Below are 26,801 nucleotides of genomic sequence, written 5' to 3'. Positions count from 1 at the left end.
AAAAATGGAAATTACTTTAACCCCTGAAGACAATATCAAGCTAGCCAATTTATGTGGTGCGCTAGATGAAAACATTAAGCAAATTGCAGATGCACTAGACGTGAATATCGCGCGGCGCGGCGCTAATTTTAAATTTTCCGGTGACACGCACAATATGCGCTTAGCAGTGCAATTGCTTGAAAATTTTTACACACGCGCAAAAAGTCCAATTGGCTTAGATGAAATTCAATTAGGCTTAGTAGAAATAGATAAATTAAAGCCTGAAGATATTGCGACATCTAACGCGCCAGTTTTGATGACACGCCGTACTGAGTTACATGGTCGCACCCCCAGGCAAATAGCTTATTTACAACAGATTCAAGATCACGACATTACCTTTGGCATAGGCCCGGCGGGTACAGGCAAAACCTATTTAGCAGTAGCCAGCGCGGTGGATGCCATGAGCCGCGATCGCGTAAAGCGTATTGTATTGGTTCGCCCTGCGGTAGAAGCCGGCGAAAAATTAGGCTTTTTACCAGGTGATTTAAACCAGAAAGTTGACCCCTATTTACGCCCTTTGTATGACGCGCTATACGATTTGGCGGGTTACGACACGGTCAACAAGATGTTTGAACGCGGCGCAATTGAAGTCGCCCCGCTTGCCTATATGCGTGGTCGTACGCTTAACCAAAGTTTTATTATTTTGGATGAAGCGCAAAATACCACGCCAGAACAAATGAAGATGTTTTTAACACGTATAGGTTTTGGAACCAAAGCTGTGATTACAGGCGATGTTACGCAAATTGACTTACAAAAACATCAAAAAAGTGGTTTGGTAGAAGCTCAAAAGGTCTTAAAGGATATTAAAGGCATCGCGATGACACACTTTTTATCGGCCGATGTAGTACGGCATCCATTGGTACAAAAAATTGTGAATGCGTATGAAGAATACGAAAAAAACAATGAGAAATAAGACTGGTTCATGACTTATGTCATTTACATAAAGGCAATAAAGGATAAGTATAGTCATATCGTATTTAAAATGAGGTCTTTATGTTGATGGAAAAAAAACCTGCTGGAATCACCAATACTCCAAAAAAATCTCCAAGGGCGCGCCGCGTAGCTAAAGGTGATACGCCGCCAAATAACAGCAATCAAGGCATAGAAAACTTCTCGGTGGGCGAAAAAATCTCTGCATCACGCGAATCAAAATCTGTCGCAGTGCAGGATATTATCCATCGCATTTCAACAGGCACCGATATTGCAACGCTACCTGAAGCTTTGCAAGCCATTCTGGATGGCGCATCGCCTGATGACGCAGCGGCATTAAGCAAAGCTATCGCTAACATGCCGAATATTGAAAGCTCAAAAGCTAGAGCCCATGCTGACGATGAACTCGCACGCGATTGGCGCGATGGTGCTTATCCTTACAAAAACCTGTTGTCACGCCGTAGTTACGAAAAACAAAAATACCATCTGCAAGTTGAATTACTCAAACTACAAGCATGGGTTAAAGAGACTGGTCAACGTGTCGTTATTTTATTCGAGGGTCGCGATGCGGCGGGTAAAGGCGGCACCATCCGGCGTTTTATGGAACATCTGAACCCACGTGGTGCGCGTGTAGTGGCGTTAGAAAAACCCAGTGAAGTTGAACGTGGTCAATGGTATTTTCAGCGTTATGTGTCACAACTACCTACCGCAGGCGAAATCACATTGTTCGACCGTTCATGGTATAACCGTGCCGGGGTTGAGCGCGTCATGGGTTTTTGCAACAACGATGAATACCTCGAATTTATGCGTCAAGCACCGGAATTCGAGCGCAATTTAACTCGAAGCGGCATTCATATCATCAAGTTTTGGTTCTCCGTTAGCCGCGAAGAACAGCGCCGTCGCTTCAAAGAGCGCGAAATGCATCCACTTAAACAGTGGAAACTCAGCCCCATTGACTTGGCTTCTCTCGACAAGTGGGAGGACTATACTAAAGCTAAAGAAGCCATGTTTTTTCATACAGATACGGCAGATTCACCCTGGACTGTGATTAAGTCTGACTGTAAAAAACGTGCCCGCCTTAACGCCATGCGTTATGTACTCCATAAACTACCTTACGCAAATAAAGAACTAGCAGCGATTGGTGCTTTGGATCCACTATTGGTTGGCCGTGCGCACATTGTTTATGAGCGCGGTGAACACGATCATCAACCGCTACTATAGTCAGTTACTGCGTACTGACTGTATAATTTAACATCCATTACAACGACTCAGGTACGAAATGACACCCAATAAATTTAGCAGATTAACGCAACGCGGCCTTGCCATCGTTGGGCAGGGCGTGCTTATTATCATTGCCGTTGCCACTATTTTTGCCGTGTTTCAGGCAATCATGCATATATGGCAAGCACGTGCAATTTCTATTGGCGATCTGCTTTTGCTGTTTTTGTATCTCGAAGTCATGTCCATGCTTAATCATTATCTTGGTACTGGCAATCTACCAGTCAGATATCCGCTTTATATTGGCATTATTGCCCTGGCACGCTTTTTGGTACTTGATATCCATGAACTTGATGCCTGGCGGATGTTTGCGCTATCCAGTTCGATACTCTTAATTGCGCTGGCAATTTTGGTAGTGCGTTACGGGCATGTGCGATTCCCCTATAACGATGACGTAGATACCCATTCAAAACAATAGATTAAATCTCACTAGGGGTTAGGCTTCCCCTAGTGAGCTGCTGTAAAGTGAGCTACTGCAGATTAATCTTCCTTACCACAAGCACCCAATCAAGATATGAGCCAAACAAGCTATGCCGCAGCTAAACATCAGCACTCAATACGCCTCAAGTCATACTAATTTGCCTACACAAAGCCAATTCCGCAAATGGGCTAAAGCCACGTTGCGCGTTGATACAGAAGTGACAATACGCATCGTCGATGAGGCAGAAGGCCGCGAGCTCAACAAAACCTATCGCGGCAAAGATTATGCAACCAACGTGCTGACATTTTCGTTAACAGATGAACCCCATCTGATGGGCGACATTATCATTTGTGCGCCAGTAGTTGCGGCTGAAGCACTTGCACAAAACAAGCCCCTTGAAGCACATTATGCCCATTTAACCGTGCATGGTATTTTACATTTACACGGTTATGATCACGAAATTGATGCTCAAGCAGAGTTAATGGAAAGTTTAGAGACTGCAATAGTCACGAAATTAGGGTATGCTAACCCCTATCTCATTACATAGGACGCCTGCTAATGGCTGCCGAGTCGGAAAAACCAAGCAACAAACCAAGTTTATTAGAACGCTTAAGCCACTTTTTACTGCGTGAACCAGAAGACCGCGAGCAACTAGTTGCGCTGTTACATGGCGCTTACGAAAACAGTTTGATGGATGCAGACTCACTCGCCATGATAGAAGGTGTGCTGCAAGTCAGTGAAATGCAAGTGCGCGACATCATGATTCCGCGCTCTCAAATGGATGTCATTGACATCACCGACCCACCTGAAACTTTTATCCCGCATGTCATTGAAACAGCTCACTCGCGGTTTCCTGTGATTGAAGACGACAAAAACGACGTTATCGGCATTTTGCTTGCCAAAGATTTACTGCGTTACTATGCAGGTGAAGATTTTGAAGTGCGTGACATGCTGCGCCCTGCAGTGTTTATCCCTGAATCAAAGCGCTTAAATATATTGCTCAAGGAATTTCGCAGCAACCGCAATCATATCGCCATTGTTGTAGATGAGTACGGCGGCGTAGCTGGCATGGTGACGATTGAAGATGTGCTGGAACAAATCGTCGGTGACATTGAAGATGAGTACGACTATGATGAGGATGAAGATAACATCATCCAAAATGCAGATGGGCAGTATCGCGTAAAAGCGCTGACAGAAATCGCCGACTTTAATGAAATTATTGGGTCAGCATTAAGTGATGAAGAATTCTCTACGATTGGCGGCTTAGTCGTGCATCAGTTTGGCCATTTACCCAAGCGCGATGATGAAATTGTGCTAAATGGTTTACGCTTTAGGGTATTGCGTGCCGACAGTCGCCGTTTGCACACACTTATGGTCGAAGTACTTCCTGATTCAGCAGATTTAGCTTAATTTTAATTTTTTATCTACAAACTTCATTTAAAAATACTTCAATCATTATGCCGAGATAAATGCATGTCCAATTTATGCATTTATTAACGGAACTTATCTTTAATTTACGGGCTCTCAGAAGTTATGTAAATTAAATAATATTTTTTCGTTATTGGAGATTGCAATGAAACCTATAGCATTAATTGTCGTTATTTTCACACAGATGGCATTCATGCAAGCTGCGACTGCGGAAGAAGCAAAAGATACGACTGAAATTCCTACGCTGGAACGAGATTTTGTGAATGCCATTCACGGCTTTGATAAAGCCAAAATCATCGCCCAATTTGGCGAACCCGCCAAAGCTGATGACGTAAAGATTAAAGGGTCACAAAAAGTGGTCGCCTCTATTTGGCAATATCACTTTATTAATACAGCGCCTGATGGCTCATACTATGAAACGACTGAGTTAGACTTTATTGATGACAAAGTGGTACAGGTGGTTTTCATGAATAACGATGGTTCTGAAGGGTCAGATAAGGCTCAAACATTTGAAGTTCCGACAACCTCGCCTGAACTATAAATATTAAGATTAAACATTTAATTCGTAAAAAAAGGGCTGTTAAGCCCTTTTTTCACAGCTAATCTAATACAGAAAATTAAGCTTATTTTTTCAAAGAATCACGAATTTCACGCAACAATACAACGTCTTCTGGCGTAGGTGCCGGGGCTGGAGCTGGCTCGGCTCTTTTCATTTTATTCATTTGTTTTACCAACATAAAAATCACAAACGCTAAGATGATAAAGTTAATCACGATTGTCAAAAAGTTACCATAAGCCAGCATTGGCACACCAGCTGCTTTTAGTGCGGCAAATGTACCTGCATTACCCGCAGGAATGTCAGCTAACGGCACAAACAGATTTGTAAAATCTACGCTTCCGATAACTTTGCCGATTAAAGGCATAATAATATCGCCAACTAATGAGTCCACAATTTTACCGAATGCCGCACCGATTATGACACCGACCGCTAAATCCATGACGTTGCCTTTTAGGGCAAACTCTTTAAACTCAGACGAAATACTCATACTCTTCTCCCAAAAAATAATTCCTAAAAAACTCCTAAAAATTAAAGTTACTAAACTTACCATTTAACTTTAATATTATTACAAGGCTAAATATAGGTCTTAAACTCACTTCCTGTCAATCACGTGCCTATTTTTAATAGTGGATACAATGTAAATTTTTGTTATCTTATGCCGTATCAAGCTACAATTCAGGGCATGCAATTAATCACTCACAACAAATACGTTAAGCCGCTCATTATATTTTTACTAGGTGCTGTATGTGTTCTAGGCTTTGCGCCTTTCTATTTTTACGCTGCCAGCATCCTCTCGCTTATCGGTTTGTTTTATTATTGGCACCAAGACTATTCGCCAAAGCAAGCCGCTATTTCAGGTTTTGTTTTCGGCTTAGGCTTGTTTTCCACAGGCATTTATTGGATTTACATCAGCCTACATGATTTTGGCAATATGCCCAGCTTAATGGCTGGCTTGGCTACATTTTTATTATGCGCATTTATGGCGTTATTTCCTGCGCTGACTGGGTGGTTAAGTGTTAAATTGTCCGGCACAAAACCTCAGCACATGCTCATTACCATTCCAGTGTTTTGGGCTTTGGCTGACTGGACAAGAAGCTGGATTTTTACTGGATTTCCTTGGCTTACCATTGGTTACAGCCAAGTGCCGCAGAGTCCTCTGGCAGGCTATATGCCTATTTTAGGCGTATATGGCGTTTCTTTAATAACTGGGCTTATTGCCAGCTTTGCAGGTTTCTGGCTTGCGAAAAGGCCATCTTCACACCTTTGGCGACGCAATACCATTGTCTTATTGGTGCTAATTTTAGTTTCTGGCAACCTATTAAAACTCATTGAGTGGACCATACCAACCTCCAAGCCGACCTCTGTAGCTTTACTTCAAGGCAATATTCCACAAGACCTGAAATGGGCGCCTGAGACCGCAGAGCACATCATAAACAAATACCTGCAAATGGCGGAAGCTAGCCAGGCTAAACTTATCATCATGCCTGAAACTGCGATGCCAGTTATCTCAAGCGAGTTGCCAGCTGAACTTATCTTACGATTACAACGACTTGCAACTCAAAATCAGGGTGCCATTTTGGCAGGAATGATAGAACGTGAGAATGGTGAATACTTCAATAGTATGTTAAATATTGGCAGCGCAAATCCTGAAGCCTATCGTAAATCACATTTAGTACCGTTTGGGGAGTTTATTCCGCTGAAGATCGCTTTTGGCTGGATATACCGCGATTGGCTTAATATGCCGTTAAGTGACTTATCGCGCGGTAATATTCACCAAAGGCCGATGAATATCGCAGGTGAAAAAGTGGCTATCAATATCTGCTACGAAGACGTATTTGGTGAGGAGATTATACGCCAGCTACCAGAAGCCACTTTATTGGTAAATGCCAGTAACGATGCATGGTATGGTCAATCAAATGCCGCGCATCAGCATATGCAGTTTTCACAAGCCCGTGCTTTAGAGACCGGCCGCACAATGTTACGCGCTACCAACACTGGAGCAACTGCCATGATAGACCCTCATGGCAACATACTTGCCCAAGCACCACACTTTACTGAAACCACACTCAATGTCATGGCGCAAGGCTATACTGGCAGCACACCATATGTACGTTGGGGTAACTGGCTGTTTCTCGTCATCTGCTTCATTGGAATAATCTTTATCAGCGCGCCTAAACTCTTGGTAAGCAGGCGCAAAACAAAGTAAAATTAACCTTTTCGCCCAAACAGATTTGAATTATGGCTTTAACTTTTCAGCAAATCATCTTAACCCTGCAAAACTACTGGTCGGAACGCGGCTGTGCCTTACTGCAACCTTATGACATGGAAGTAGGTGCTGGCACTTCGCACACCGCTACATTCTTGCGCTCACTTGGCCCAGAACCTTGGAAAGCCGCTTACGTGCAGCCTAGCCGCCGGCCAAAAGATGGTCGCTACGGTGAAAACCCTAATCGTTTGCAGCATTACTACCAATTTCAGGTGGTATTAAAACCTGCGCCTGCGGACATTCTTGAGCTTTATTTAGGCTCACTTGAAGCGCTTGGTTTTGACCTTAAAAAGAACGACATACGTTTTGTTGAAGATGACTGGGAAAACCCGACACTAGGCGCGTGGGGGCTGGGTTGGGAGGTCTGGCTGAATGGAATGGAAGTCACGCAATTCACCTACTTTCAGCAAGTAGGCGGCATTAACTGCAAACCTATCACGGGCGAAATCACCTACGGTTTAGAACGTCTGGCTATGTATCTGCAAGGCGTAGATAACGTATACGACTTAACTTGGACAGACGGTCTGAGCTACGGTGACGTCTATCTGCAAAATGAAAAAGAGCAATCGGCATATAACTTTGAACATTCAGATGCAGACTTTTTATTTACCGCATTTACCGCACATGAAAAACAAGCGCAACATTTGATGGAGAATAAACTCGCACTGCCTGCTTATGAGCAAGTGCTTAAAGCCGCACATACCTTTAACTTGCTTGATGCACGCGGTGCAATCTCTGTTACCGAACGTGCGGGCTACATTGGTCGCATTCGCAATCTGGCGCGGTCAGTCGCTGCGAGTTACCTGGATAGCCGTGCCAGACTTGGCTTTCCAATGGCTCCAAAAGATTGGGCGGAAGAAGTGTTAACAGATTTAGCCAAGAAAGCAGCAGCATGAGCACGAAAAATCTATTAGTAGAACTATTTGTTGAAGAACTACCACCAAAAGCCTTAAATAAACTAGGCGAGGCATTTGCCAGTGTATTGTTTGAAACACTCAAATCACAAGGTTTAGCCGCAGATACTGCCGCTGTAACGGCATACGCTTCACCACGTCGCCTTGCTGTGCATGCTACAAATATACTCGCTGTTGCACCAAATAAAACCTCTATGCAAAAACTCATGCCTGTAAGCGTAGGGATGGACGCCAGCGGCAACGCAACCCCGGCTTTAATCAAACGCTTAAATAGTATGGGCTTAACCGAAGCTTCAGTAGCGAACCTCACTAAGCAAATGGACGGTAAAAGTGAGGCTTTGTTTTTAGATGTGATGCAAAAAGGCATTTCACTTAAAGATGGCTTACAAATCGCGTTAAACGACGCCATCACAAAGTTGCCGATTCCAAAAGTCATGACCTATCAATTGGCGGATGGCTGGAGCAACGTAAATTTTGTTCGCCCTGCGCATAGCTTGGTGGCTTTGCATGGTAACGATGTTGTCGCAGTTACTGCGCTCGGCTTAACTGCAGGCAACCAAACACAAGGCCACCGATTTGAAGCTTCCGTGTCGCCTGTTATTTTAAAAAATGCAGATACTTACGCAGAACAACTCAAAACCGAAGGTGCTGTGATTGCCAGCTTTACTGAGCGTCGCGCTGAGATTGTGCGCCAACTCAATGCTGCGGCACAAAATGTTTCGACCGGTCTCAGCACAAGTCTAAAACCGATTGAAGACGATGCTTTGCTGGATGAAGTCACCGCACTGGTTGAGCGCCCCAATGTGCTACTCGGCCAGTTTGAAGAAGTGTATTTAGAAGTCCCGCAAGAGTGTTTGATTCTTACCATGAAGGCAAATCAAAAGTATTTTCCGTTATTAGATGCAAACGACAAACTGACTAATAAGTTTTTAATCGTTTCTAACATCAGCCCAGATGACGCAAGTGCAGTGATCGGTGGCAACGAACGTGTGGTGCGTCCTCGTTTAGCTGATGCAAAATTCTTCTTCGACCAAGACCGTAAAAAGTCGTTGGAATCACGTATTTCCAGCTTAGATAAAGTGGTTTACCACAATAAACTTGGCTCACAAGGTCAACGTACAGAGCGCGTCAGTGCAATCGCCATCGCCATTAGTCTACAACTAGGAGATGCTGAATTAGCTGCAAAAGCCGGCCTTGCTGCGCAACTTGCAAAAACCGATTTAATTACAGACATGGTGGGAGAATTCCCCGAACTGCAAGGCATTATGGGGCGCTATTATGCTCAACATGAAGGCTTGGATGACGAAGTCGCTTTTGCGATTGAAGACCACTATAAACCTCGCTTCGCAGGGGATGAATTAGCGCGCAATCAAGTAGGTGTGGTCGTTGCTTTAGCAGATAAACTAGAAACCCTGGTTGGCTTATTTAGCATAGGTGAAAAACCAACGGGCGACAAAGACCCATTCGGTTTACGCAGGCAGGCACTGGGTATTATTCGCATGCTGATTGAATGCAAACTGCCATTGACATTTAGCAGCCTCATTCAAGATGTACTTAGCCAGTTTAATGCCGAATCAAGCACACAAGCAGCGACAATACAGGCAATTAAAGAGTTCTGTTTTGACCGATTGAGTGTGAACTTACGTGAACAAGGTGCAAGTCCACAAGAAGTTGATGCGGTGCTGTCACTTAATCCAGAAATTTTAAGTGATATTCCTCAACGTCTTGCTGCTGTACGAACTTTCTCTGCACTTGACGAAGCTCCTGCCCTCGCCGCCGCCAACAAGCGCGTAGGCAATATCTTGAAAAAAATTGAGGGTGAAGTTAAGTCGGAAGTTAATGTTAGTTTACTGCAAGAACCAGCGGAAATCGCGCTGAATACTGCATTAGGCAAAGTAAAACCTGAAGCTGACAAGTTATTCGAGGGCGGTGATTACACCGCAGCACTTAAATCCCTTGCGGCTCTAAAAGCACCTGTGGATGCATTTTTTGATAGCGTAATGGTGAACGCAGATGATCCTGCGCTGAAAGCGAACCGTCTTGGATTATTGGCATCCTTGCATCAGGCCATGAACCGCGTTGCAGATTTATCCAAACTAGCCAGTTAATATAAAAGCGAGCTGACTGATGAAATTAGTGATTTTAGATAGAGACGGTGTAATCAACCAAGATTCCGCCAATTTCATCAAAAATCCTAACGAATGGATTCCCATTGCGGGTAGCCTTGAAGCGATTGCCTTACTCAATCAATCTGGTTTCAGAGTGGCAATTGCAACCAACCAATCTGGTGTGAGCCGCGGTTTGTTTGACATGACAACACTTAACAGTATTCATGACAAAATGCACCGTGAATTAGCGCAGGTGGGTGGTCGCATTGACGCGATATTTTATTGCCCTCATGCTGCAGATGAGCATTGCCATTGCCGTAAACCAGAGACAGGCATGATAGAAGAAATTGGCTTACGTTTTTCTATGGAATTGAGCGGCGTACCTGCGGTGGGTGACGCATTACGTGATTTGCAAGCTTTTGCCAGCTCGGGCTGTCAGCCTATTTTAGTGCGTACAGGCAAAGGTGAAGCAACATTAGCGGCATCTCAACAGGATGCCGATAAAGCATTACCTGCCAACACTTGGATTTGTGCTGACTTAGCCGAAGCTGCGCAGCGAATTATTGCAGAACAAGAGTAACTAAAAGGTTATATATATGCTGTTTTTGCGTTCACTCTTGTTCTTTGTGGGTCAAGTGCTTACTGCGCCGATATTCACTCTCATCGCGTTACTTGCGTTGCCGCTTAACCCGATTACGCGTAATGATTTAATCTCTGGCTGGGCGCGTAGCATGTTGTGGTGGTTGAAAATCACCTGCAACATTCGCCATGAAATTACCGGCCTTGAAAATATTCCAAATTCGCCCAGTATCATTCTTGCAAAGCATCAATCTGCTTGGGAAACACTGGCGTTTCAAGCCATTTTTCCTACTCAGGTTTATGTGCTCAAACGTGAGCTATTAATGATTCCGATATTCGGCTGGGGTTTAGCGATGTCATCCCCAATCGCAATTGACCGCAGTGCCGGGCGCGAAGCATTGAAAAAGCTGGTCGCCAACGGAAAAGCAAGATTAGATAAGGGGTTTTGGGTCGTCATATTTCCAGAAGGTACGCGCAAAGCACCTGGTGAGCGTGGAAAATATCATATTGGTGGTGCATGGTTGGCCACACATACGCAAACTCAAGTTGTACCAGTTGCACATAACGCAGGTGAGTATTGGGCTAAAAATTCATTTATCAAAAAACCAGGGATTATCCAGATACACATCGGAAAACCTATTCAAATGGTAGGTATAAAAACCGACGCATTAAACCATCAAGTTGAGCATTGGATTGAAACCGAAATGGCAACATTAAGCGTGTGATTAACACATGAGCCACACCCTCACACTGCCCAGTGGGCAACAATTACAATACCAGTTAGAGCGTCGCCAGCGTCGCACTGTCGGCTTAAAAATCACTGCGGCTGGTTTGGTCATTCATGCGCCAAAGCGTATTTCACAATCTCATCTTGAAGGCATTATTGTGCTGAAAGCGGATTGGATACGCAAAAAATTAGCCGCACTTACTGCCAATAAAATTCCGGACATGCAATGGCAACATGGAGAGCAATTGCTATTTTTGGGCAATGCAATCACATTGACTGTAGAGCATCATGTGCGCTCAAAAGCAGTTGAATATGAACCTGGTGTTTTACAATTAGCGATGCCTAATCACCATGACCAAGCATTAGTATCACGCAAAGTGATTCAATGGTATAAAAAGCAAGCCATTACAGACTTTACTAGGCGTTTAGAAATATTTTCCAGTAAGTTAGGTGTAAATTTCGCGTCGCTGAGTTTATCTAATGCCAGCTCACGTTGGGGAAGCTGCAACTCAAGAAAAGAAATCCGGCTGAATTGGCGTTTGTTACAAGCGCCACCACATATCATCAACTACGTAGTTTGCCATGAGCTTGCCCACTTAAAAGAAATGAATCATTCGGCCAAGTTTTGGGCGACAGTGGCCAGCATTTTCCCAGATTACAAATCAGCAGAAAAAGAGTTAAAAGCGCTATCCCCAAAATTGCACCGTTTTTAAAATGTCATCGCATATTTCAAGATAGAGACTTAAAGTGAATCATATTTAATATTCATTATACGATTGGCGTGCTAGTATTTTAATCACCATAATAATTAGGGGGTAATAATGAACTTTCAAGATGCTGTAAAACTATGCTTTCAAAAATACGCAGATTTTAATGGTCGCGCAAAACGACCTGAGTTCTGGTGGTTTTTTCTGTTTTGTTTTCTTGTTGCGCTAGCCTTAGAAGTAGTGAGTAGCAACATTTCATGGGTTTTTTCACTTGCAACTATAATACCTTCATTGGCTGTTGGCTCACGCCGTTTACACGATACCAACAAGAGTGGCTGGTTTCAATTGATTTGGATTATTCCAATTCTAGGCTGGATTGCCATGATCTACTTGCTAGTGCAGCCTGGTGATGCAGCAGAAAATCAATATGGTGAAGTAGCAGCAAACTAAATACTTAATCATCGTACAAATAAAAGGGGCACTTTGAACTACACCCAATGCCCCTTTTTAAATTCCTGACGAATTCAAATCGTGAGTGATTTATCAAAGTAACTGTTTAATATCATTCGCAATATCGGCCGGCTTTTCACCATAATCAACGTACAGCCTTATTTTTCCTTCTTTATCAAACACATACATTCCCGCACTATGATCAACGGTATAGCCGCCCTTGCCTTGCGCCTCTATCTTTTTTGCGTATATTTTAAAAACGGCAGCGGTCGCTGCGATTTCCTCCTCACTACCGCGTAAGGCAATAAATCGCGGGTCAAAAGACGGGATGAATTGAGCCAGCAATGCTTGGCTATCTCGCACTGGATCTAGTGTTACAAACAACACTTGCACTTGATCTGATTGATCACCCAACAACTTCATCGCCAGTTTTAAGTCATGCATCGTAGTGGGGCAAACATCCGGGCAATGCGTATAACCAAAAAACAAAGCTACTACTTTACCTTTAAAATCAGCCATAGAACGCAGCTTGCCTGTGTGGTCAGTCAGGCTAAATGATTGTCCAAAATCTGCACCAGTAATATCCGTGGCCACAAACTTATTCGCCTCACCTGACGGCTTGCAGGCAGATAAAAAACTTATCAATAGAATGAGACATATTGCTTTAAGTATATGTTGCACGTTAATCCTCAATTAAGTTTCAAATAGTTAGTCATTTAATTTTAACATGCGACAAGAATAACGCCCTTTAGTTTACAATAATGCTTTTACAAAATTCGTTAAAAAGGCAGCAACATGGCAATTCCAACCTCAATGGCAGACCGCGATGGCGTAATTTGGTATGACGGCAAAATGGTAAACTGGCGCGATGCCACCACTCACGTATTAACCCACACCTTACACTATGGTATGGGTGTATTTGAAGGCGTGCGCGCATATAAAACTGACAAAGGTACAGCGATATTCCGTTTAAAAGAACATACAGACAGACTATTCCGCAGTGCGCACATATTGCAAATGAAAATGCCTTACAGCAAAGAAGAAATGATGGAAGCGCAAAAAGCAGCAGTGCGTGAAAACAACCTGGAATCAGCCTACATGCGACCAATGGCATTTTACGGTGCTGAAGCGATGGGTATTTCTGCAAAAACACTGTCAACCCACGTAATTGTAGCCGCCTGGAAATGGGGTGCCTACATGGGTCAAGAGGCTTTGGATAACGGCATTCGAGTTAAAACATCGTCATTCTCACGTCACCACGTCAATATCACCATGTGTAAGGCCAAAGCAAACGGCAACTACATGAACAGCATTTTGGCGCACCAGGAAGCTGCGCAAGATGGCTATGAAGAAGCCTTACTACTCGATGTAGATGGCTTTGTTGCTGAAGGTTCGGGCGAAAACGTATTTATCGTACGCAACGGCAAGCTCTATACGCCAGACCTCACTAGCGCGCTGGAAGGAATCACTCGCGATACGATATTGCAGTTAGCTGCTGAAATCGGCTTAACTGTAATCGAAAAACGCATCACACGTGATGAGGTATATTCAGCCGATGAAGCCTTTTTCACAGGTACAGCCGCTGAAGTGACGCCGATTCGCGAACTAGACCGCCGTAACATTGGCACAGGCACTGCTGGGCCAATCACCAAACAGTTACAAAAAATGTACTTTGATGTAGTGACAGGAAAATCCGCCAAGCATGCCGATTGGCTAACTTTGGTGTAAATTCCATTAATTACTGTCATTCTGATAAGAATCAGAATCTAGCTTCCTTATATACGAGATTGCGGGCTTGTTCCGCAATGACAATTAAGAATTGAGTGAATAATATGTCTGATATAAAAGAGCGTGAAATTAAGTTCACTGAAGTCTCAGCAAAAGACCTGCCTTTACATTGCCCAACAGATGAGGTTGCACTTTGGTCATCTCACCCGCGTGTGTTTTTAGATGTCGCTAAAACAGGACTAGTATCTTGCCCTTACTGCGGCACAAAATATAAGCTTAAAGCGGGTGAAATTGTAAAACATCATTAAATGCAGTAATTTTACATATTTCACATAAAACTGCTCCGCGATGCCCTCTGGCATCACCTCACTGGGTATCGAGGCAAAGTTTAATCCGTATCTACCGCATTATGCTTTGCTAAACACTTACAATATAACACTCACATCAGCACCACTTCCCCACAAAGCTTCAATCACTTGCTTGGAATTTTCTGCTTCGCTGTTTGTCCAGAACTTTACGTCCGCAGGCTGTTTACTGGCGGACAACAAAGCTTGCTCTTCCAGCTGACGTTTTAATTGCTTCGCAACTGCTGCGCCTGTATCAATCAAACTAATTTTTTCACCCACAATTTCTCGAATCACCTCTCGTACAAATGGATAATGCGTACAACCCAGCACAATAGTATCTGCACCTTCTGCCAGCAATGGTGCGCAATATTGTTGAATAAGCGACCTTGTACTGACGGTGTTTAATTCTCCACGCTCAATGCATTCCACCAAGCCTACACAAGCTTGTGTGACCACTTTCACGTTACGGCCATAACTTTCCAGCAACCCTGCAAATTGCGCGCTTTTAAGTGTTCCTGTTGTAGCAAGCACGCCAATGATGCCGTTTTTAGAAGCTTCTGCAGCTGGTTTTACTGCGGGCTCCATACCTATAATTGGCAAGGTGTATTTGTCTCGCAACGCATCAATTGCCGCAGCAGTAGCGGTATTGCAGGCTACCACCAGAGCTTTAGCCTCTTTTGCAATTAAAAAGTCTGCTATTTCAAAGCAGCGCGCTTGAATTTCTTCAGGTGTTTTATTGCCATAAGGCGCATATTTGCTATCTGCCACGTAGAGCAATTGCTCGTGCGGCAATAATGCATGAATATGCTTTAAAACGGAAATACCGCCAACGCCAGAGTCGAATACGGCGACGGGTTTTTCAACATTTCTTTCATCAGACTTAATGGGTTGAGCGCTCATTGCAAGGTCGTCATCAGTTACAATGTGCATATTATAGAGGAAATGTTATGGGAAACAGACTAAGCAAAATTTATACGCGAACAGGTGACGATGGCACCACAGGCTTAGGCGACGGTAGTCGCATCAACAAAGATAGCTTGCGTGTAGATGCAATGGGTGATGTCGACGAGTTAAATTCAGTTATTGGTATTTTGTTAACAGAAGCTGTGCCTGATATTTTGGTGGCAACGCTCATTCAAATTCAGCACGATTTATTTAATGTGGGTGGCGAAATCTGCATCCCTGGTTACGTAATATTACATAAAGAACGTATTGAAAATTTAGAAGAGTCAATAGATGCTTTGAACGGCAGCCTAGCGCCGCTAAAGGAATTTATTTTACCAGGTGGCACAAAGGCAGCCGCATATTGCCATCTGGCACGCACCGTTTGTCGTCGTGCAGAACGTAAATTAGTCGAGCTTCATCGCAATGAAAAGGTAACCGATATTTCATTACAATACTTAAACCGTTTATCGGATCTGTTATTTGTGATGTGCCGCATTATTAACAAAGAGGCCAACGTAAGTGACGTGCTTTGGAAAAATGAGCATGATTGAATTTAAGTTATAATTTAACCATGATTAAAAAACTGCTAGATAGAATTTTTAAGCCCAAACACGCTAAACCCGAGCACAATCATGTTGCGACTGCTAAGCCGCAACAAAATCAGCCACACAGACCTGTTCTCAGAACCAAAAATTCGCTTCGTAAACATGCAGATTGCGTCAATCATGGCGCACTTACCATTCCACTAAAAACCCACAAAATTGACCGCAATTTATTAAGTAATGCTGCGCTTAAAACTACTGAGGGTCTTCATAAAGCGGGTTTTGAGGCCTATATTGTTGGCGGTGCGGTGCGTGACTTATTACTTAATCGCACGCCTAAAGATTTTGATGTGGCCACTGACGCTACACCTGAAGAAGTAAACCGCATCTTTAGACGCTCGCGTCTTATTGGCAAAAGATTTAGATTAGTGCACGTGCTATTTGGCGATGAAACCATAGAGGTTTCTACGTTTCGTGGCAGTCATCTTGAAGCTGAAGGTGATTCTAAAGTCACTGATTCTGGCCGCATTATTCGTGACAACGTATTTGGTTCGATTGTAGATGATGCAGTGCGCCGCGACTTTACTGCCAATGCGCTGTATTACGACCCTGCCAGCCAAGAAGTACTCGACTTTCACAATGGTTATGCCGATATAAAAGCAGGTGTACTACGCATGATAGGCAAGCCGGAAACGCGCTTTGCCGAAGACCCTGTGCGAATGTTGCGCGCTGTGCGTTTATCTGCCAAATTAGGCTTAAAGATTGACTCTGCCACTCAGGCACCTATCGCCAAAATGGCAGATTTATTGCAAGACGTGCCACCTAGCCGCCTATTTGATGAAATGCTCAAGCTATTTTTATCAGGCCACGCTATGGAAAGCGTGAGTGCATTGCGCGAACAGCATTTACACCACGGTTTATTGCCTATGCTGGATGTGGTTTTAGAACAGCCTATGGGCGAGCGTTTTATCATGCTGGCTTTAAAGAATACGGACGACCGCATACTGTCTGGAAAATCTGCCAACCCGAGCTTTTTATTTGCAACCTTGCTTTGGCACGAAATGCTGGCCGCTTGGGAGGTATACAAAGCTGACGGCCATCATGCGATTCCAGCATTGCACATGGCAATGTCTGAAGTAATCGCTACGCAAGCGGAAAAACTGGCGATTCATAACCGCTACACCGCTACTATGAAAGAGATTTGGGGCATGCAACCGCGTTTTGAACAGCGTGCTGGCAAGCGCCCTTTTGGTTTGCTTGCGCATCCACGCTACCGGGCTGGCTATGACTTCTTGCTATTGCGTTGTGAGTCTGGCGAGCTACCAATGGAACTTGGTGAATGGTGGACGGCATTCGCCAATGCTGACGGTGAGGCGCGCGCAACCATGCTGCAAGCCGATACAAATCCAAAAAAACGTAAAAAAAGAAACCGCAAAAAAACAAGTATGGCAAATGCTGGCACACCTAGTCCTGCTGGATCTGGCTTAGCGGAATAAGCCTAGATTTTTATGAAACAAGCTTTTGTCGCACTCGGCAGTAATTTGGTTAATCCTGTTTTACAAGTACAAACAGCTTTTGTGGCTTTATCTAAAATCCCTGATACGCATGTGTTAAAACAATCATCTTTGTATCAAACTGCGCCAATAGGCTACGATGACGCCCAAATAAAACAAGTGCCCGACTTTATCAATGCAGTGGTTGAACTGGAAACAGATTTAACACCACTAGAATTACTGGACGCTTTATTCGAGATTGAAAACCAGGCTGGACGCGAGCGACCTTACCCAAATGCGCCGCGTGTATTAGACTGTGACTTGCTGCTATACGAAAATATGGTCATCAATACTAACAAGCTCACATTGCCGCACCCGCGTATGCATACACGTGGCTTTGTTTTATTACCATTATTTGAAATAGCACCGCATTTATCCATCCCGAATCATGGCAAAATAGCAACATTGATTCACAACAGTCAATTTACTGGCATAAAAAAACTATAGGCTAAAAACTAACCGCATGAGCATTTTTAACAAATACCCTTACATTGTTGTTGAAGGCCCTATTGGCTGCGGAAAAACTACGTTAGCAAAAATGCTGGCAGATAAATTTCCTGTCGACTATTTATCTGAAAAAGCTGAGTCCAATCCATTTTTGCCGCGCTTTTATCAAGATGCACAGCGCTACTCATTGCCTACACAGCTGTTCTTTTTATTTCAGCGTGCAAATCAGATTAAGGATTTAAGTCAGCGCGACATGTTTGCCAAGCCTATTATTGCCGACTTCTTTTTAGAGAAAGACCCAATATTTGCGCGACTGAATTTAGATGATGAAGAATATGCTTTATATCATCAGATTTATCAGCATTTGCAATTAAAAGCGCCAAAACCTGATTTAGTCATTTACCTGCAAACACCCATTGATGCATTGATGGAGCGCATTGAAGAACGCAGTGTCAGCTATGAACAAGATATTCCGCGTGAGTACATAGAGCGCTTAGCCAATGCGTATAGCGAGTTTTTTCATAACTACGATGCGTCGCCTGTATTGATAGTGAATAACCAAAAACTCAATATTTTAAAAAATGATAGTGCACTCGATCTACTGCTTAACCGTATTATGCAGATTAAAGGTCAGCGCGAATTCTTTAATCCAAACTTTGATTAAATTAAAAAGCGCTTCATGAATTTAGCTCAATTACAAGAAATGGCCTCAAGAGGCGAAAAAATCGCCATGCTGACTTGCTACGATGCTACATTTGCTAAACTTTCAGAGGCAGCAGGCGTGGATATATTACTGGTGGGCGATTCACTAGGCATGGTGCTGCAAGGTGCAGAAAACACGCTAAATGTCAGTATGCACCACATGACCTATCACACCAAAAGTGTCGCTGCAGGGGCGCTTAACACCTTTATTATTGCCGATATGTCACTTGGCAGCTATGAGCATGACAACGAAGCCGCCTATAAAAATGCAGAGTGGCTCATTAGATCTGGCGCACACATGGTGAAATTTGAAGGCGGCGGTAACAAGGTCAACACTGCGCGCTACTTGGTTGAGCGTGGCATTCCCGTCTGCGCGCATTTAGGCTTTACGCCACAATCAGTGAATCAGCTTGGCGGATATAAAATTCAGGGCAAGACAGATGAAAGTGCTCACCAAATCATGCAGGATGCAATGGCCATGAGCGAAGCTGGCGTAGGGTTTATCGTACTTGAGATGGTGCCTGCCGCATTGGCTAAAAAAATCACAGAAACCATTAAAACCCCAACCATAGGCATAGGTGCTGGCGTTGATTGCAACGGGCAAGTATTGGTTGTTCAAGATTTGCTTGGCATATACACAGGTCCTGCACACAAGAAACCTAGCGAATTCAAATCTCCGCGTTTTGTGCGTAACTTTTTAAAAGAGACCAACAGCGTACAAGCAGCTGTTGAGGCTTATGTAGCGGCAGTGAAAGATAAAAGCTTTCCCGCAGCCGAACATAGTTATTAACCAATTTTAAAACTAGTTTTAAAATAGAGACAAATGCAAATCATTAACACCATCAATGAATTAAGAAGCGCACTTGAAAAGCAAACTAGCGTTGCCTTTGTGCCGACCATGGGTAACTTGCATGCTGGCCATATTCAATTAGTCGAGGTTGCAAAACGGCATGCACAATGCGTTGTGGTAAGTATTTTTGTGAATCCATTACAGTTTGGTGTGAATGAAGATTTAGCCAGTTATCCACGCACGCTAGATGCTGATTGTAAAAAACTCGAAGCTGCGGGTACGTCCATCGTATTTGCACCTAAAGTTGAGGAAATGTACCCAGACTTTGATGGAGGAAACCTCAATCAAACCATGACAATTACACCGCCCCCAATTGCTAATGAACTATGTGGCGCATCTCGACCAGGACATTTTTCAGGTGTTGCTACGGTGGTAATGAAACTATTTAATATAGTCCAGCCGACCGTTGCGGTATTTGGTAAAAAAGACTTTCAACAACTTTTCATCATCGAGCAATTAGTGAAACAGTTTAATTTACCTATTGAGGTTATTGGCGTACATACCGTTCGCGAGCCCAGCAGTTTGGCAATGAGTTCACGCAACGGTTATTTAACTTCAGAACAACGCAATCAGGCAAGTCAATTAAATAACACTTTGCAGGACATAGTAAATTTAGTGAATTCTGGGGCCAATGACTATCCCAAGTTAGAGCAACAAGCCAAAACCACACTCATACAGCAAGGCTGGCTTGTTGACTATATTTCAATACGCTCAAGCCTTACTTTAGCCCCTGCAAAAGATACTGATAGCCAATTAGTGGTACTAGGTGCTGCCAAACTGGCTAACACCCGACTGATAGATAATATTGAATTTTTGCGCTAAGTACTTGAAAAGACTATAATGCAGTCCCTTTTGACAAACGGTTAAGCTTATGCAAAGAACCATGCTTAAATCTAAACTTCACCGAGTGCATGTAACGCACAGTGAACTTCACTATGAAGGCAGTTGTGCCATTGATGAAAACTTGCTTGAAGCCGCTAATATCAGTGAATACGAACAAATTCATCTTTATAACGTGACCAATGGCGAGCGCTTTAGCACTTACGCTATTCTTGCTGAACGTAACTCAGGGATTATTTCCGTGAATGGTGCTGCTGCTCATAAAGCCGCTCCTGGCGATATTATGATTATTGCCAGCTATGCGAATTACAACGAAATTGAACTGCAAAAGTTCTCACCTCAACTTGTGTATGTGGATAATCAAAACCGCATACAATCTCAACGCAATGCAATTCCAGCACAGGCCGCTTAAATGACACTTGATGTAAACGCAGTAAATTATTTAGAAACCATGAAACAAGCGGTAGTCGACGCTATTGAAGATATTAAAGGCTTCGACATTACCGTAATGGATGTACGCAAACTGACTAGTATGACGAGCTACATGATTGTTGCCTCTGCAAACTCCAGCCGTCAGGCAAAAGCCGTGGCCGATAACGTACGTGAAAAGCTTAAAGAAAAAGGCTATCACATTCGCGGTACTGAAGGCGAAAAAGAAGGTGAATGGGTACTGGTCGATTTAGATGACATCGTCGTACACATCATGGTGCCAACCACACGTGCTTACTACAACCTAGAACAGTTATGGGGCGAGGCTGAAAGCCGTAGAGGCCACATCAAATCAGACAGTGGTGAGGCTGAAAGCCGCCGTGGGCATATTAAAGCCGAGTAACTTACTTTTATTCGTCCACAGAGGTAGTGCTTGAAACTGCGTATTATCTCTGTCGGCAACAAAATGCCAAGTTGGGTTGAAACCGCTTGTGCTGAGTACACCAAGCGCATGCCGCGCGAAGCCAATGTTGAAATCGTCGACATCAAGCCTGAAAAGCGTGCCGCAGGCAATAGTACTGATAATATTCAGCTTATTGAAGCTAAACGCATTCTAGAAGCGGTTGGTAAAGATTTTTGCATTGCTCTAGATGAACGTGGGCAGGAAGTCACCACACTGCAACTTGCAGATAAATTCAAAGATTGGCAAATTTCAGGGCGTGATGTGTCACTTATTATTGGCGGCGCTGACGGACTGCATTCCTCAGTTAAACAAAAAGCCGATTGGTTATGGGGACTTTCCAAGCTTACATTGCCGCACGCCATGGTGAGAGTGCTACTAGCCGAGCAACTTTATCGCGCGCATTCTGTCATTACAAATCACCCTTATCATCGCGAGTAAATATGTCTCAAGCACAACATAAATCAACCTATGAAAAATCTTTAGTTTGGTTTAGACGTGACTTACGAGATTACGACCATGCCGCGCTATACCACGCATTAAAATCCTCTAAAAATGTATATTGCGCCTTTGTTTTCGATACCACTATTCTCAATCAGCTGAATGAAAAGGCAGATCGCCGCGTAGAGTTTATTTGGGAAAGTGTGCGTGAGTTAAAAGTCTCGCTGCAAAGCCACGGTAGTGACTTAATTGTGTTGCACGGTAATGCTGGCAATGAAATTCCAAAATTAGCCAACTCACTTTTAGTCAATGCCGTGTTCACCAACCATGATTACGAGCCTAGTACCATTGCTCGCGATGCGCATGTGGCCGAGCAACTCAAAATTAGCAACATCACTTTTCATCATTACAAAGACCATGTGATTTTTGAAAAGGATGAAGTTTTAAATCTCTCTGGCAAGCCTTATAGTGTGTTTACACCGTATAAAAACATGTGGCTTAAAACGGTGAATGATTTCTTTATCAAAGCTTACCCAGTGGATGCCTATTTAAGAAACTTAGCTAAACTTAATGTTAGTCAGTTAATGAGTTTAGAAGAGTTGGGCTTTATACGCACCAACCTAGCCAGCATGCGTTTGCCAACTGGCATGCAAGGCGGTCTAACGCTATTTAACGACTTTAAAGAACGTATGAGTCGTTACAAAGATGCGAGAGATTTTCCATCCATAAAAGGTGTTTCATATTTATCGGTACATTTACGTTTTGGCACTATATCAATACGCCATCTAGCACGTGAGGCCATGCAAGCAGCCAATACTGGCGCGCAGACGTGGTTAAGCGAGCTTATTTGGCGTGATTTTTATGTGCAAATATTACATCACAACCCAAGTGTTGCCGTAGGTAAAGCTTATAAATCTGAATTCGAGGCTTTGAAGTTTCCAAATAACCCTGCACTTTTTCAAGCTTGGTGCGATGGCAAAACTGGCTACCCACTGGTAGATGCGGCCATGCGCCAACTTAACACCACTGGATTTATGCATAATCGTTTACGAATGGTGGCAGCAAGCTTTTTGGTGAAAGATTTACTCATAGACTGGCGTTGGGGTGAACGTTATTTTGCTGAAAAGTTAATCGACTTCGACTTAAGCGCTAACAATGGTGGCTGGCAATGGGCCGCCAGCACGGGCTGCGATGCGCAGCCTTGGTTTCGAATCTTTAACCCAATCACGCAGAGTGAACGTTTTGATGCCCAAGGAAAATTCATTCGTAAGTATGTGCCAGAATTGGCAAAATGCAACGACAAGGAAATTCACGCACCTTGGCTAATCCCTCCAATGCGGCTGCAGGCGCTCAATATATCCATCGGTAATGACTACGCAGCACCTGTAGTCGACCACGCAACGCAAAGAGTTCAAGCACTAGCGCTCTATAAAAATATATAATATGTTTTATATAAGACATAAGTGTTATATAATTTACGCGTGATGACAAAGCTCGCGCTATTGCAAAACCAGAGTACACTCATACCGATGTTTTAATTATTTGAAAGATCATCATGGCACTCGTTTCGTTACGTCAACTGCTAGATCACGCTGCTGAACACGACTATGGTCTGGCGGCTTTTAATGTTAACAACATGGAACAAGTTCACGCCATAATGCAGGCGGCTGATGAAACGAACAGCCCCGTGATTCTGCAAGGCTCGGCAGGCGCGCGCAAGTATGCTGGCGAAGCATTTTTGCGGCATCTGGTGTTAGCTGCCATTGAAACTTATCCACACATCCCTGTCGTCATGCATCAGGATCATGGCCAATCTCCAGCCGTGTGTATTCAAGCGATTCGCTCAGGCTTTTCTAGCGTGATGATGGACGGCTCGCTGATGGAGGATGCTAAAACGCCCTCCTCATACCAATACAATGTTGACGTAACCAGAAAAATCGTAGAAATAGCACATGCTATTGGCGTGTCTGTAGAAGGCGAACTGGGTGTGCTTGGTTCTTTAGAAACGGGATTAGCGGGCGAAGAAGATGGCTCTGGTGCTGCTGGCATATTAAGCCATGACCAAATGCTGACAGACCCTGAAGAGGCAGCCGACTTTGTAAGGCAAACAGGTGTAGATGCATTGGCGATAGCGATTGGCACTTCCCACGGAGCTTATAAGTTCAGCAAACCACCCACGGGTAAAACACTGGCCATCAGCCGCATTAAAGAAATCCATGAGCGAATCCCAAATACACATTTAGTCATGCATGGCTCATCCTCCGTACCTCAGGAATGGTTGCATATCATCAATGAATTTGGTGGCGACATGGGTGAAACTTACGGTGTTCCAGTAGAGGAAATTGTTGAAGGTATCAAGCATGGTGTGCGTAAAATCAACATTGATACTGATTTGCGCATGGCGTACACAGGCTCGATACGCAAGTTTTTTACTGAAAAAAGAAAAGAATTTGATCCTAGAAAATTCCTCAGCGCCTCCACTATTGCGATGCGGGCGATTTGCAAAGAACGCTATGAAGCATTTGGCTCAGCAGGACAAGCGTCTCTGATTAAACCAATATCATGCGAGCAGATGGCAGTACGCTACAGAGCGGGCGAATTACAGGCAATCGTCAAGTCGTCGATATAAATATCAAATATAATAATAAGGAACTGTGAAATGCGACGCAACCTGGTAGTGGGTAATTGGAAAATGCATGGCGACATTCACAGCAACCAATTGCTGCTTAACGAACTCATCCATGGTCTGCATGATTATAAAAATGCGGATTATGTGGTGTGCGTACCCAACCCCTATTTGCATCAAACCAGATCATTACTGGAAAATACCAATATTGCATGGGGCGGTCAAAATGTAAATCAGTTTGAAGAAGGGGCTTTTACTGGTGCTGTGTCACCACACATGCTCACCGACCTTGGCTGTACCTATGTATTACTTGGCCACTCCGAAAGACGCGTATTATTTCATGAAACCAACCTGTCAGCCGCCGCAAGATTCGATGCTGCAATAAAGGCAAGCATAACCCCTATCTTATGTGTAGGTGAAACACTTGCAGAACATGACGCAGGACTTACCGAAGTCATCGTTGCCAGCCAGATGGATGCAGTGATGGCGACGCTTAGCGATGAAGGTTTCGCCAAAGCAATGCAGCTCAATATGGTATTTGCCTATGAGCCAGTATGGGCGGTAGGTACAGGAAAAACAGCAACTCCTCAACAAGCTCAGGAAGTACATCAATTTATTCGTCAGCGTATTGCTCGCCGCAATGCAGAAGCGGCCTCAAAGGTGCGTATTATTTATGGCGGCAGCGTAAAAGCACAAAATGCAGCCCAATTATTTAACATGCCAGATGTAGATGGCGGGCTGGTGGGCGGCGCTTCTTTAGAAGCGTCCGAATTTATAGCCATATGCAAGCTAGCGAATTAGCAAGCGAGAAATAAGTAAACATTTCCTTAATATCCCGCAAATTGGCAACCACTTTCAGCTATATCATTATCTAGGCACCAAGAATATAGATTTTTCAGTCACAATTTGCTTACTCTCAACTGCTTGAATTTCAAAATGAATTTTGTGAGAGCCGGATTTAAGTGAGCCGTCAGGAATTTTTAAATCAACGATAATCCAACGTGATTCTGCAGGTTTCACTGTAATTGTATTACTCTGTTCTTTGTCTTTACTATCATGATTCTCTTTTGCCGCTTCTGCTTTGATTTCTAGATCTTTAACACCGCTGACGCTGATCTGATACTGTTGAGTTTTTTCTGTGCCATTCATTATTTGTAAACGGTATATATTTTCCAGCATACCGTCATCAGTCAAGCGCGCCATCACACCACGATCACGTATAACGTTCACTCTAAATGGCGTTCGATACCACAAGCTTGCCAGCAAGCTCACAATTAACAATGTCAGAATTGCAGAGTAAATTAAGACACGTGGTCGCATAATACGTTGCAACATTTGTTTATGTGACCATTTATTGTTGATAGCATTTTGTGTTGAGTATTTAACCAAACCACGCTCATAGCCAACTTTATCCATGACCGTATCACATACATCGGCACAGGCACCACAGCCAATACATTCGTATTGCAGTCCTTTTCGTATATCAATCCCTGTTGGGCATACTTGGACGCACAAACCGCAATCGATACAAGAACCTAATTCTTTGGACTTTGCTTCATCCTTACGTGAACGAGGCCCGCGTGGTTCACCGCGAGCCTCATCGTAAGTCACGATTAAAGTGTCATCATCAAACATCGCGCTTTGAAAGCGGGCATAAGGGCACATATATTTGCAGACTTGTTCACGCATAAAACCAGCATTACCATAAGTTGCAAAGCCATAAAAACATACCCAGAAAGTTTCCCATGGCCCCAGGCTCATGCTCAATACTGATTGACTAAGTTCACGGATCGGGGTGAAATATCCAACAAAAGTAAAGCCGGTCCACAAGGCAAATGCAATCCATATAAAATGTTTAGCACCCTTTTTAGCTAATTTATTGGTGGACATACCTGCAGAATCAAGCTTCATTCGTGCACCGCGTTCACCCTCGATTTTATGCTCAATCCATAAGAATATTTCCGTATAAACGGTTTGAGGGCAGGTATAACCGCACCATAAACGCCCGGCGATTGCGGTAAATAAGAATAGCGATAGCGCGGAAATGATTAGAATGGCGGTGAGGTAAATCAAATCTTGCGGGTACAGTACTAGGTTGAAGATATAAAAGCGCCTTGCACCTAAATCAAATAATAAAGCCTGACGATGTCCCCACTCCAGCCAAGGGATGCCATAAAAAACTATCTGAGTTAGCCATATCATTGCCCAGCGCCATTTGGTGAAAAATCCAAATGTGCTTCGAGGATAGACCTTGTCTTGAGCTGCATATAGTGAAATTACAACTTCATTCACCGGCGTTGATTTTTCTGCTGTATTGTTCACAGGCGTTTCGTTCATACATCCAACTTTCTTTAAATATCTTTGCTAGCAATGGCTTTACATGGACTAGGAATATCACGGTATCGCTTTACGTTTGGCTAACATTATTAATGTTGCGTTGACAATGTACTGCATTAATTGTGCCAAAATTTAACTGAAATATTTA

The 26,801-nt window shown here is 43.6% G+C and carries 31 protein-coding genes; 27 read left to right on the top strand and 4 right to left on the bottom strand.

Annotated features, from left to right (window positions below):
• Positions 1–4 precede the first annotated feature (4 nt).
• The 6 genes from Q8J82_RS04645 to Q8J82_RS04620 all read left to right on the top strand — a co-directional run bounded on the left by Q8J82_RS04645 (position 5) and on the right by Q8J82_RS04620 (position 4,637).
• Positions 5–952, top strand: a complete 948-nt coding sequence (locus tag Q8J82_RS04645) for a PhoH family protein (RefSeq protein ID WP_304909351.1) — start codon at positions 5–7, stop codon at positions 950–952.
• Positions 953–1,038: 86 nt separating this feature from the next.
• Positions 1,039–2,190, top strand: coding sequence for a polyphosphate kinase 2 (gene ppk2, locus Q8J82_RS04640; protein ID WP_305327834.1), 1,152 nt, complete (start codon positions 1,039–1,041; stop codon positions 2,188–2,190).
• A gap of 58 nt (positions 2,191–2,248) precedes the next feature.
• Positions 2,249–2,665, top strand: a complete 417-nt coding sequence (locus tag Q8J82_RS04635) for a phosphate-starvation-inducible protein PsiE (RefSeq protein WP_305326631.1) — start codon at positions 2,249–2,251, stop codon at positions 2,663–2,665.
• A gap of 112 nt (positions 2,666–2,777) precedes the next feature.
• Positions 2,778–3,215 (top strand): rRNA maturation RNase YbeY, encoded by a 438-nt coding sequence (gene ybeY, locus Q8J82_RS04630; RefSeq protein ID WP_305327833.1) that lies wholly within the window; start codon positions 2,778–2,780, stop codon positions 3,213–3,215.
• A gap of 11 nt (positions 3,216–3,226) precedes the next feature.
• Entirely contained in the window at positions 3,227–4,078 is an 852-nt protein-coding gene (locus Q8J82_RS04625) for an HlyC/CorC family transporter (RefSeq protein ID WP_304909355.1), read from the top strand.
• Between the two features lie 163 nt (positions 4,079–4,241).
• Positions 4,242–4,637 (top strand): hypothetical protein, encoded by a 396-nt coding sequence (locus Q8J82_RS04620; RefSeq protein WP_304909356.1) that lies wholly within the window; start codon positions 4,242–4,244, stop codon positions 4,635–4,637.
• Positions 4,638–4,719: 82 nt separating this feature from the next.
• Here Q8J82_RS04620 and mscL read toward each other — a convergent pair whose 3' ends face one another.
• A complete protein-coding gene (mscL, locus tag Q8J82_RS04615) occupies positions 4,720–5,142 on the bottom strand; it encodes a large conductance mechanosensitive channel protein MscL (RefSeq protein ID WP_304909357.1) in 423 nt (140 codons plus the stop codon).
• Positions 5,143–5,337: 195 nt separating this feature from the next.
• On the opposite strand from mscL, the gene lnt reads away from it, so the two are divergent.
• From lnt to Q8J82_RS04580, 7 genes are all read left to right on the top strand, one after another.
• Entirely contained in the window at positions 5,338–6,861 is a 1,524-nt protein-coding gene (gene lnt / locus Q8J82_RS04610; protein WP_304909358.1) for an apolipoprotein N-acyltransferase, read from the top strand.
• 32 nt (positions 6,862–6,893) lie between these two features.
• On the top strand, positions 6,894–7,817 hold the full coding sequence (gene glyQ, locus Q8J82_RS04605) for a glycine--tRNA ligase subunit alpha (protein WP_304909359.1): 924 nt from the start codon (positions 6,894–6,896) through the stop codon (positions 7,815–7,817).
• Entirely contained in the window at positions 7,814–9,943 is a 2,130-nt protein-coding gene (glyS, locus tag Q8J82_RS04600) for a glycine--tRNA ligase subunit beta (RefSeq protein WP_305327832.1), read from the top strand. Before glyQ ends, glyS begins: the two co-directional genes overlap by 4 nt.
• Before the next feature lie 19 nt (positions 9,944–9,962).
• Positions 9,963–10,523 (top strand): D-glycero-beta-D-manno-heptose 1,7-bisphosphate 7-phosphatase, encoded by a 561-nt coding sequence (gmhB, locus tag Q8J82_RS04595; protein ID WP_304891485.1) that lies wholly within the window; start codon positions 9,963–9,965, stop codon positions 10,521–10,523.
• A 16-nt stretch (positions 10,524–10,539) separates the two neighbouring features.
• The gene (locus tag Q8J82_RS04590; protein WP_305327831.1) at positions 10,540–11,247 is read left to right on the top strand and encodes a 1-acyl-sn-glycerol-3-phosphate acyltransferase; all 708 of its coding nucleotides are present in this window, start codon (positions 10,540–10,542) and stop codon (positions 11,245–11,247) included.
• Positions 11,248–11,254: 7 nt separating this feature from the next.
• Positions 11,255–11,962 (top strand): M48 family metallopeptidase, encoded by a 708-nt coding sequence (locus Q8J82_RS04585; RefSeq protein ID WP_304891487.1) that lies wholly within the window; start codon positions 11,255–11,257, stop codon positions 11,960–11,962.
• A 108-nt stretch (positions 11,963–12,070) separates the two neighbouring features.
• Complete coding sequence (locus tag Q8J82_RS04580; protein WP_305327830.1) at positions 12,071–12,406, top strand: DUF805 domain-containing protein; 336 nt, start codon at positions 12,071–12,073, stop codon at positions 12,404–12,406.
• A 93-nt stretch (positions 12,407–12,499) separates the two neighbouring features.
• Here Q8J82_RS04580 and Q8J82_RS04575 read toward each other — a convergent pair whose 3' ends face one another.
• Positions 12,500–13,078 (bottom strand): SCO family protein, encoded by a 579-nt coding sequence (locus Q8J82_RS04575; RefSeq protein WP_304891496.1) that lies wholly within the window; start codon positions 13,076–13,078, stop codon positions 12,500–12,502.
• Positions 13,079–13,219: 141 nt separating this feature from the next.
• Between Q8J82_RS04575 and Q8J82_RS04570 the strand changes: the two genes are divergently transcribed.
• Both Q8J82_RS04570 and Q8J82_RS04565 read left to right on the top strand, forming a co-directional pair.
• On the top strand, positions 13,220–14,134 hold the full coding sequence (locus Q8J82_RS04570) for a branched-chain amino acid transaminase (RefSeq protein WP_304891497.1): 915 nt from the start codon (positions 13,220–13,222) through the stop codon (positions 14,132–14,134).
• Between the two features lie 104 nt (positions 14,135–14,238).
• Entirely contained in the window at positions 14,239–14,442 is a 204-nt protein-coding gene (locus Q8J82_RS04565; protein WP_304891489.1) for a zinc-finger domain-containing protein, read from the top strand.
• A 117-nt stretch (positions 14,443–14,559) separates the two neighbouring features.
• On the opposite strand, the gene murI is transcribed toward Q8J82_RS04565, so the two are convergent.
• Positions 14,560–15,381: a glutamate racemase gene (murI, locus tag Q8J82_RS04560; protein WP_304909425.1), complete on the bottom strand. Its 822-nt coding sequence runs from the start codon at positions 15,379–15,381 to the stop codon at positions 14,560–14,562.
• Between the two features lie 47 nt (positions 15,382–15,428).
• Here murI and Q8J82_RS04555 point away from each other — a divergent pair, with 47 nt between their 5' ends.
• The 12 genes from Q8J82_RS04555 (at position 15,429) to tpiA (ending at position 25,117) form a co-directional block, all read left to right on the top strand.
• On the top strand, positions 15,429–15,977 hold the full coding sequence (locus Q8J82_RS04555) for a cob(I)yrinic acid a,c-diamide adenosyltransferase (RefSeq protein ID WP_305326629.1): 549 nt from the start codon (positions 15,429–15,431) through the stop codon (positions 15,975–15,977).
• A 20-nt stretch (positions 15,978–15,997) separates the two neighbouring features.
• Positions 15,998–17,464 carry a polynucleotide adenylyltransferase PcnB gene (pcnB, locus tag Q8J82_RS04550; RefSeq protein ID WP_304909364.1) on the top strand — a complete coding sequence of 489 codons (1,467 nt, stop codon included), beginning with the start codon at positions 15,998–16,000 and terminating at the stop codon, positions 17,462–17,464.
• 12 nt (positions 17,465–17,476) lie between these two features.
• Positions 17,477–17,968, top strand: coding sequence for a 2-amino-4-hydroxy-6-hydroxymethyldihydropteridine diphosphokinase (gene folK / locus Q8J82_RS04545; RefSeq protein WP_304891492.1), 492 nt, complete (start codon positions 17,477–17,479; stop codon positions 17,966–17,968).
• Between the two features lie 16 nt (positions 17,969–17,984).
• A complete protein-coding gene (locus tag Q8J82_RS04540) occupies positions 17,985–18,632 on the top strand; it encodes a deoxynucleoside kinase (RefSeq protein WP_304909365.1) in 648 nt (215 codons plus the stop codon).
• Positions 18,633–18,647: 15 nt separating this feature from the next.
• Positions 18,648–19,460 (top strand): 3-methyl-2-oxobutanoate hydroxymethyltransferase, encoded by an 813-nt coding sequence (gene panB, locus Q8J82_RS04535; RefSeq protein WP_304891494.1) that lies wholly within the window; start codon positions 18,648–18,650, stop codon positions 19,458–19,460.
• 33 nt (positions 19,461–19,493) lie between these two features.
• Positions 19,494–20,342, top strand: coding sequence for a pantoate--beta-alanine ligase (panC, locus tag Q8J82_RS04530; RefSeq protein WP_304909366.1), 849 nt, complete (start codon positions 19,494–19,496; stop codon positions 20,340–20,342).
• A gap of 49 nt (positions 20,343–20,391) precedes the next feature.
• Positions 20,392–20,772, top strand: coding sequence for an aspartate 1-decarboxylase (gene panD, locus Q8J82_RS04525; RefSeq protein ID WP_305327829.1), 381 nt, complete (start codon positions 20,392–20,394; stop codon positions 20,770–20,772).
• The gene (gene rsfS / locus Q8J82_RS04520; RefSeq protein ID WP_305327828.1) at positions 20,773–21,192 is read left to right on the top strand and encodes a ribosome silencing factor; all 420 of its coding nucleotides are present in this window, start codon (positions 20,773–20,775) and stop codon (positions 21,190–21,192) included.
• A 30-nt stretch (positions 21,193–21,222) separates the two neighbouring features.
• A complete protein-coding gene (gene rlmH, locus Q8J82_RS04515; RefSeq protein WP_304891766.1) occupies positions 21,223–21,690 on the top strand; it encodes a 23S rRNA (pseudouridine(1915)-N(3))-methyltransferase RlmH in 468 nt (155 codons plus the stop codon).
• A gap of 2 nt (positions 21,691–21,692) precedes the next feature.
• Positions 21,693–23,132, top strand: coding sequence for a deoxyribodipyrimidine photo-lyase (locus tag Q8J82_RS04510; protein ID WP_304909368.1), 1,440 nt, complete (start codon positions 21,693–21,695; stop codon positions 23,130–23,132).
• A 113-nt stretch (positions 23,133–23,245) separates the two neighbouring features.
• On the top strand, positions 23,246–24,319 hold the full coding sequence (gene fba / locus Q8J82_RS04505; protein WP_304909369.1) for a class II fructose-bisphosphate aldolase: 1,074 nt from the start codon (positions 23,246–23,248) through the stop codon (positions 24,317–24,319).
• 30 nt (positions 24,320–24,349) lie between these two features.
• The gene (tpiA, locus tag Q8J82_RS04500) at positions 24,350–25,117 is read left to right on the top strand and encodes a triose-phosphate isomerase (RefSeq protein ID WP_304909370.1); all 768 of its coding nucleotides are present in this window, start codon (positions 24,350–24,352) and stop codon (positions 25,115–25,117) included.
• Between the two features lie 66 nt (positions 25,118–25,183).
• Here tpiA and ccoG read toward each other — a convergent pair whose 3' ends face one another.
• On the bottom strand, positions 25,184–26,653 hold the full coding sequence (ccoG, locus tag Q8J82_RS04495; protein ID WP_304909371.1) for a cytochrome c oxidase accessory protein CcoG: 1,470 nt from the start codon (positions 26,651–26,653) through the stop codon (positions 25,184–25,186).
• Positions 26,654–26,801 lie beyond the last annotated feature (148 nt).

Origin of the sequence: Methylotenera sp. (genome assembly GCF_030684185.1) — a bacterium.
Lineage (GTDB): Bacteria > Pseudomonadota > Gammaproteobacteria > Burkholderiales > Methylophilaceae > Methylotenera.
This window is presented reverse-complemented; position numbering and strand designations above follow the sequence as displayed.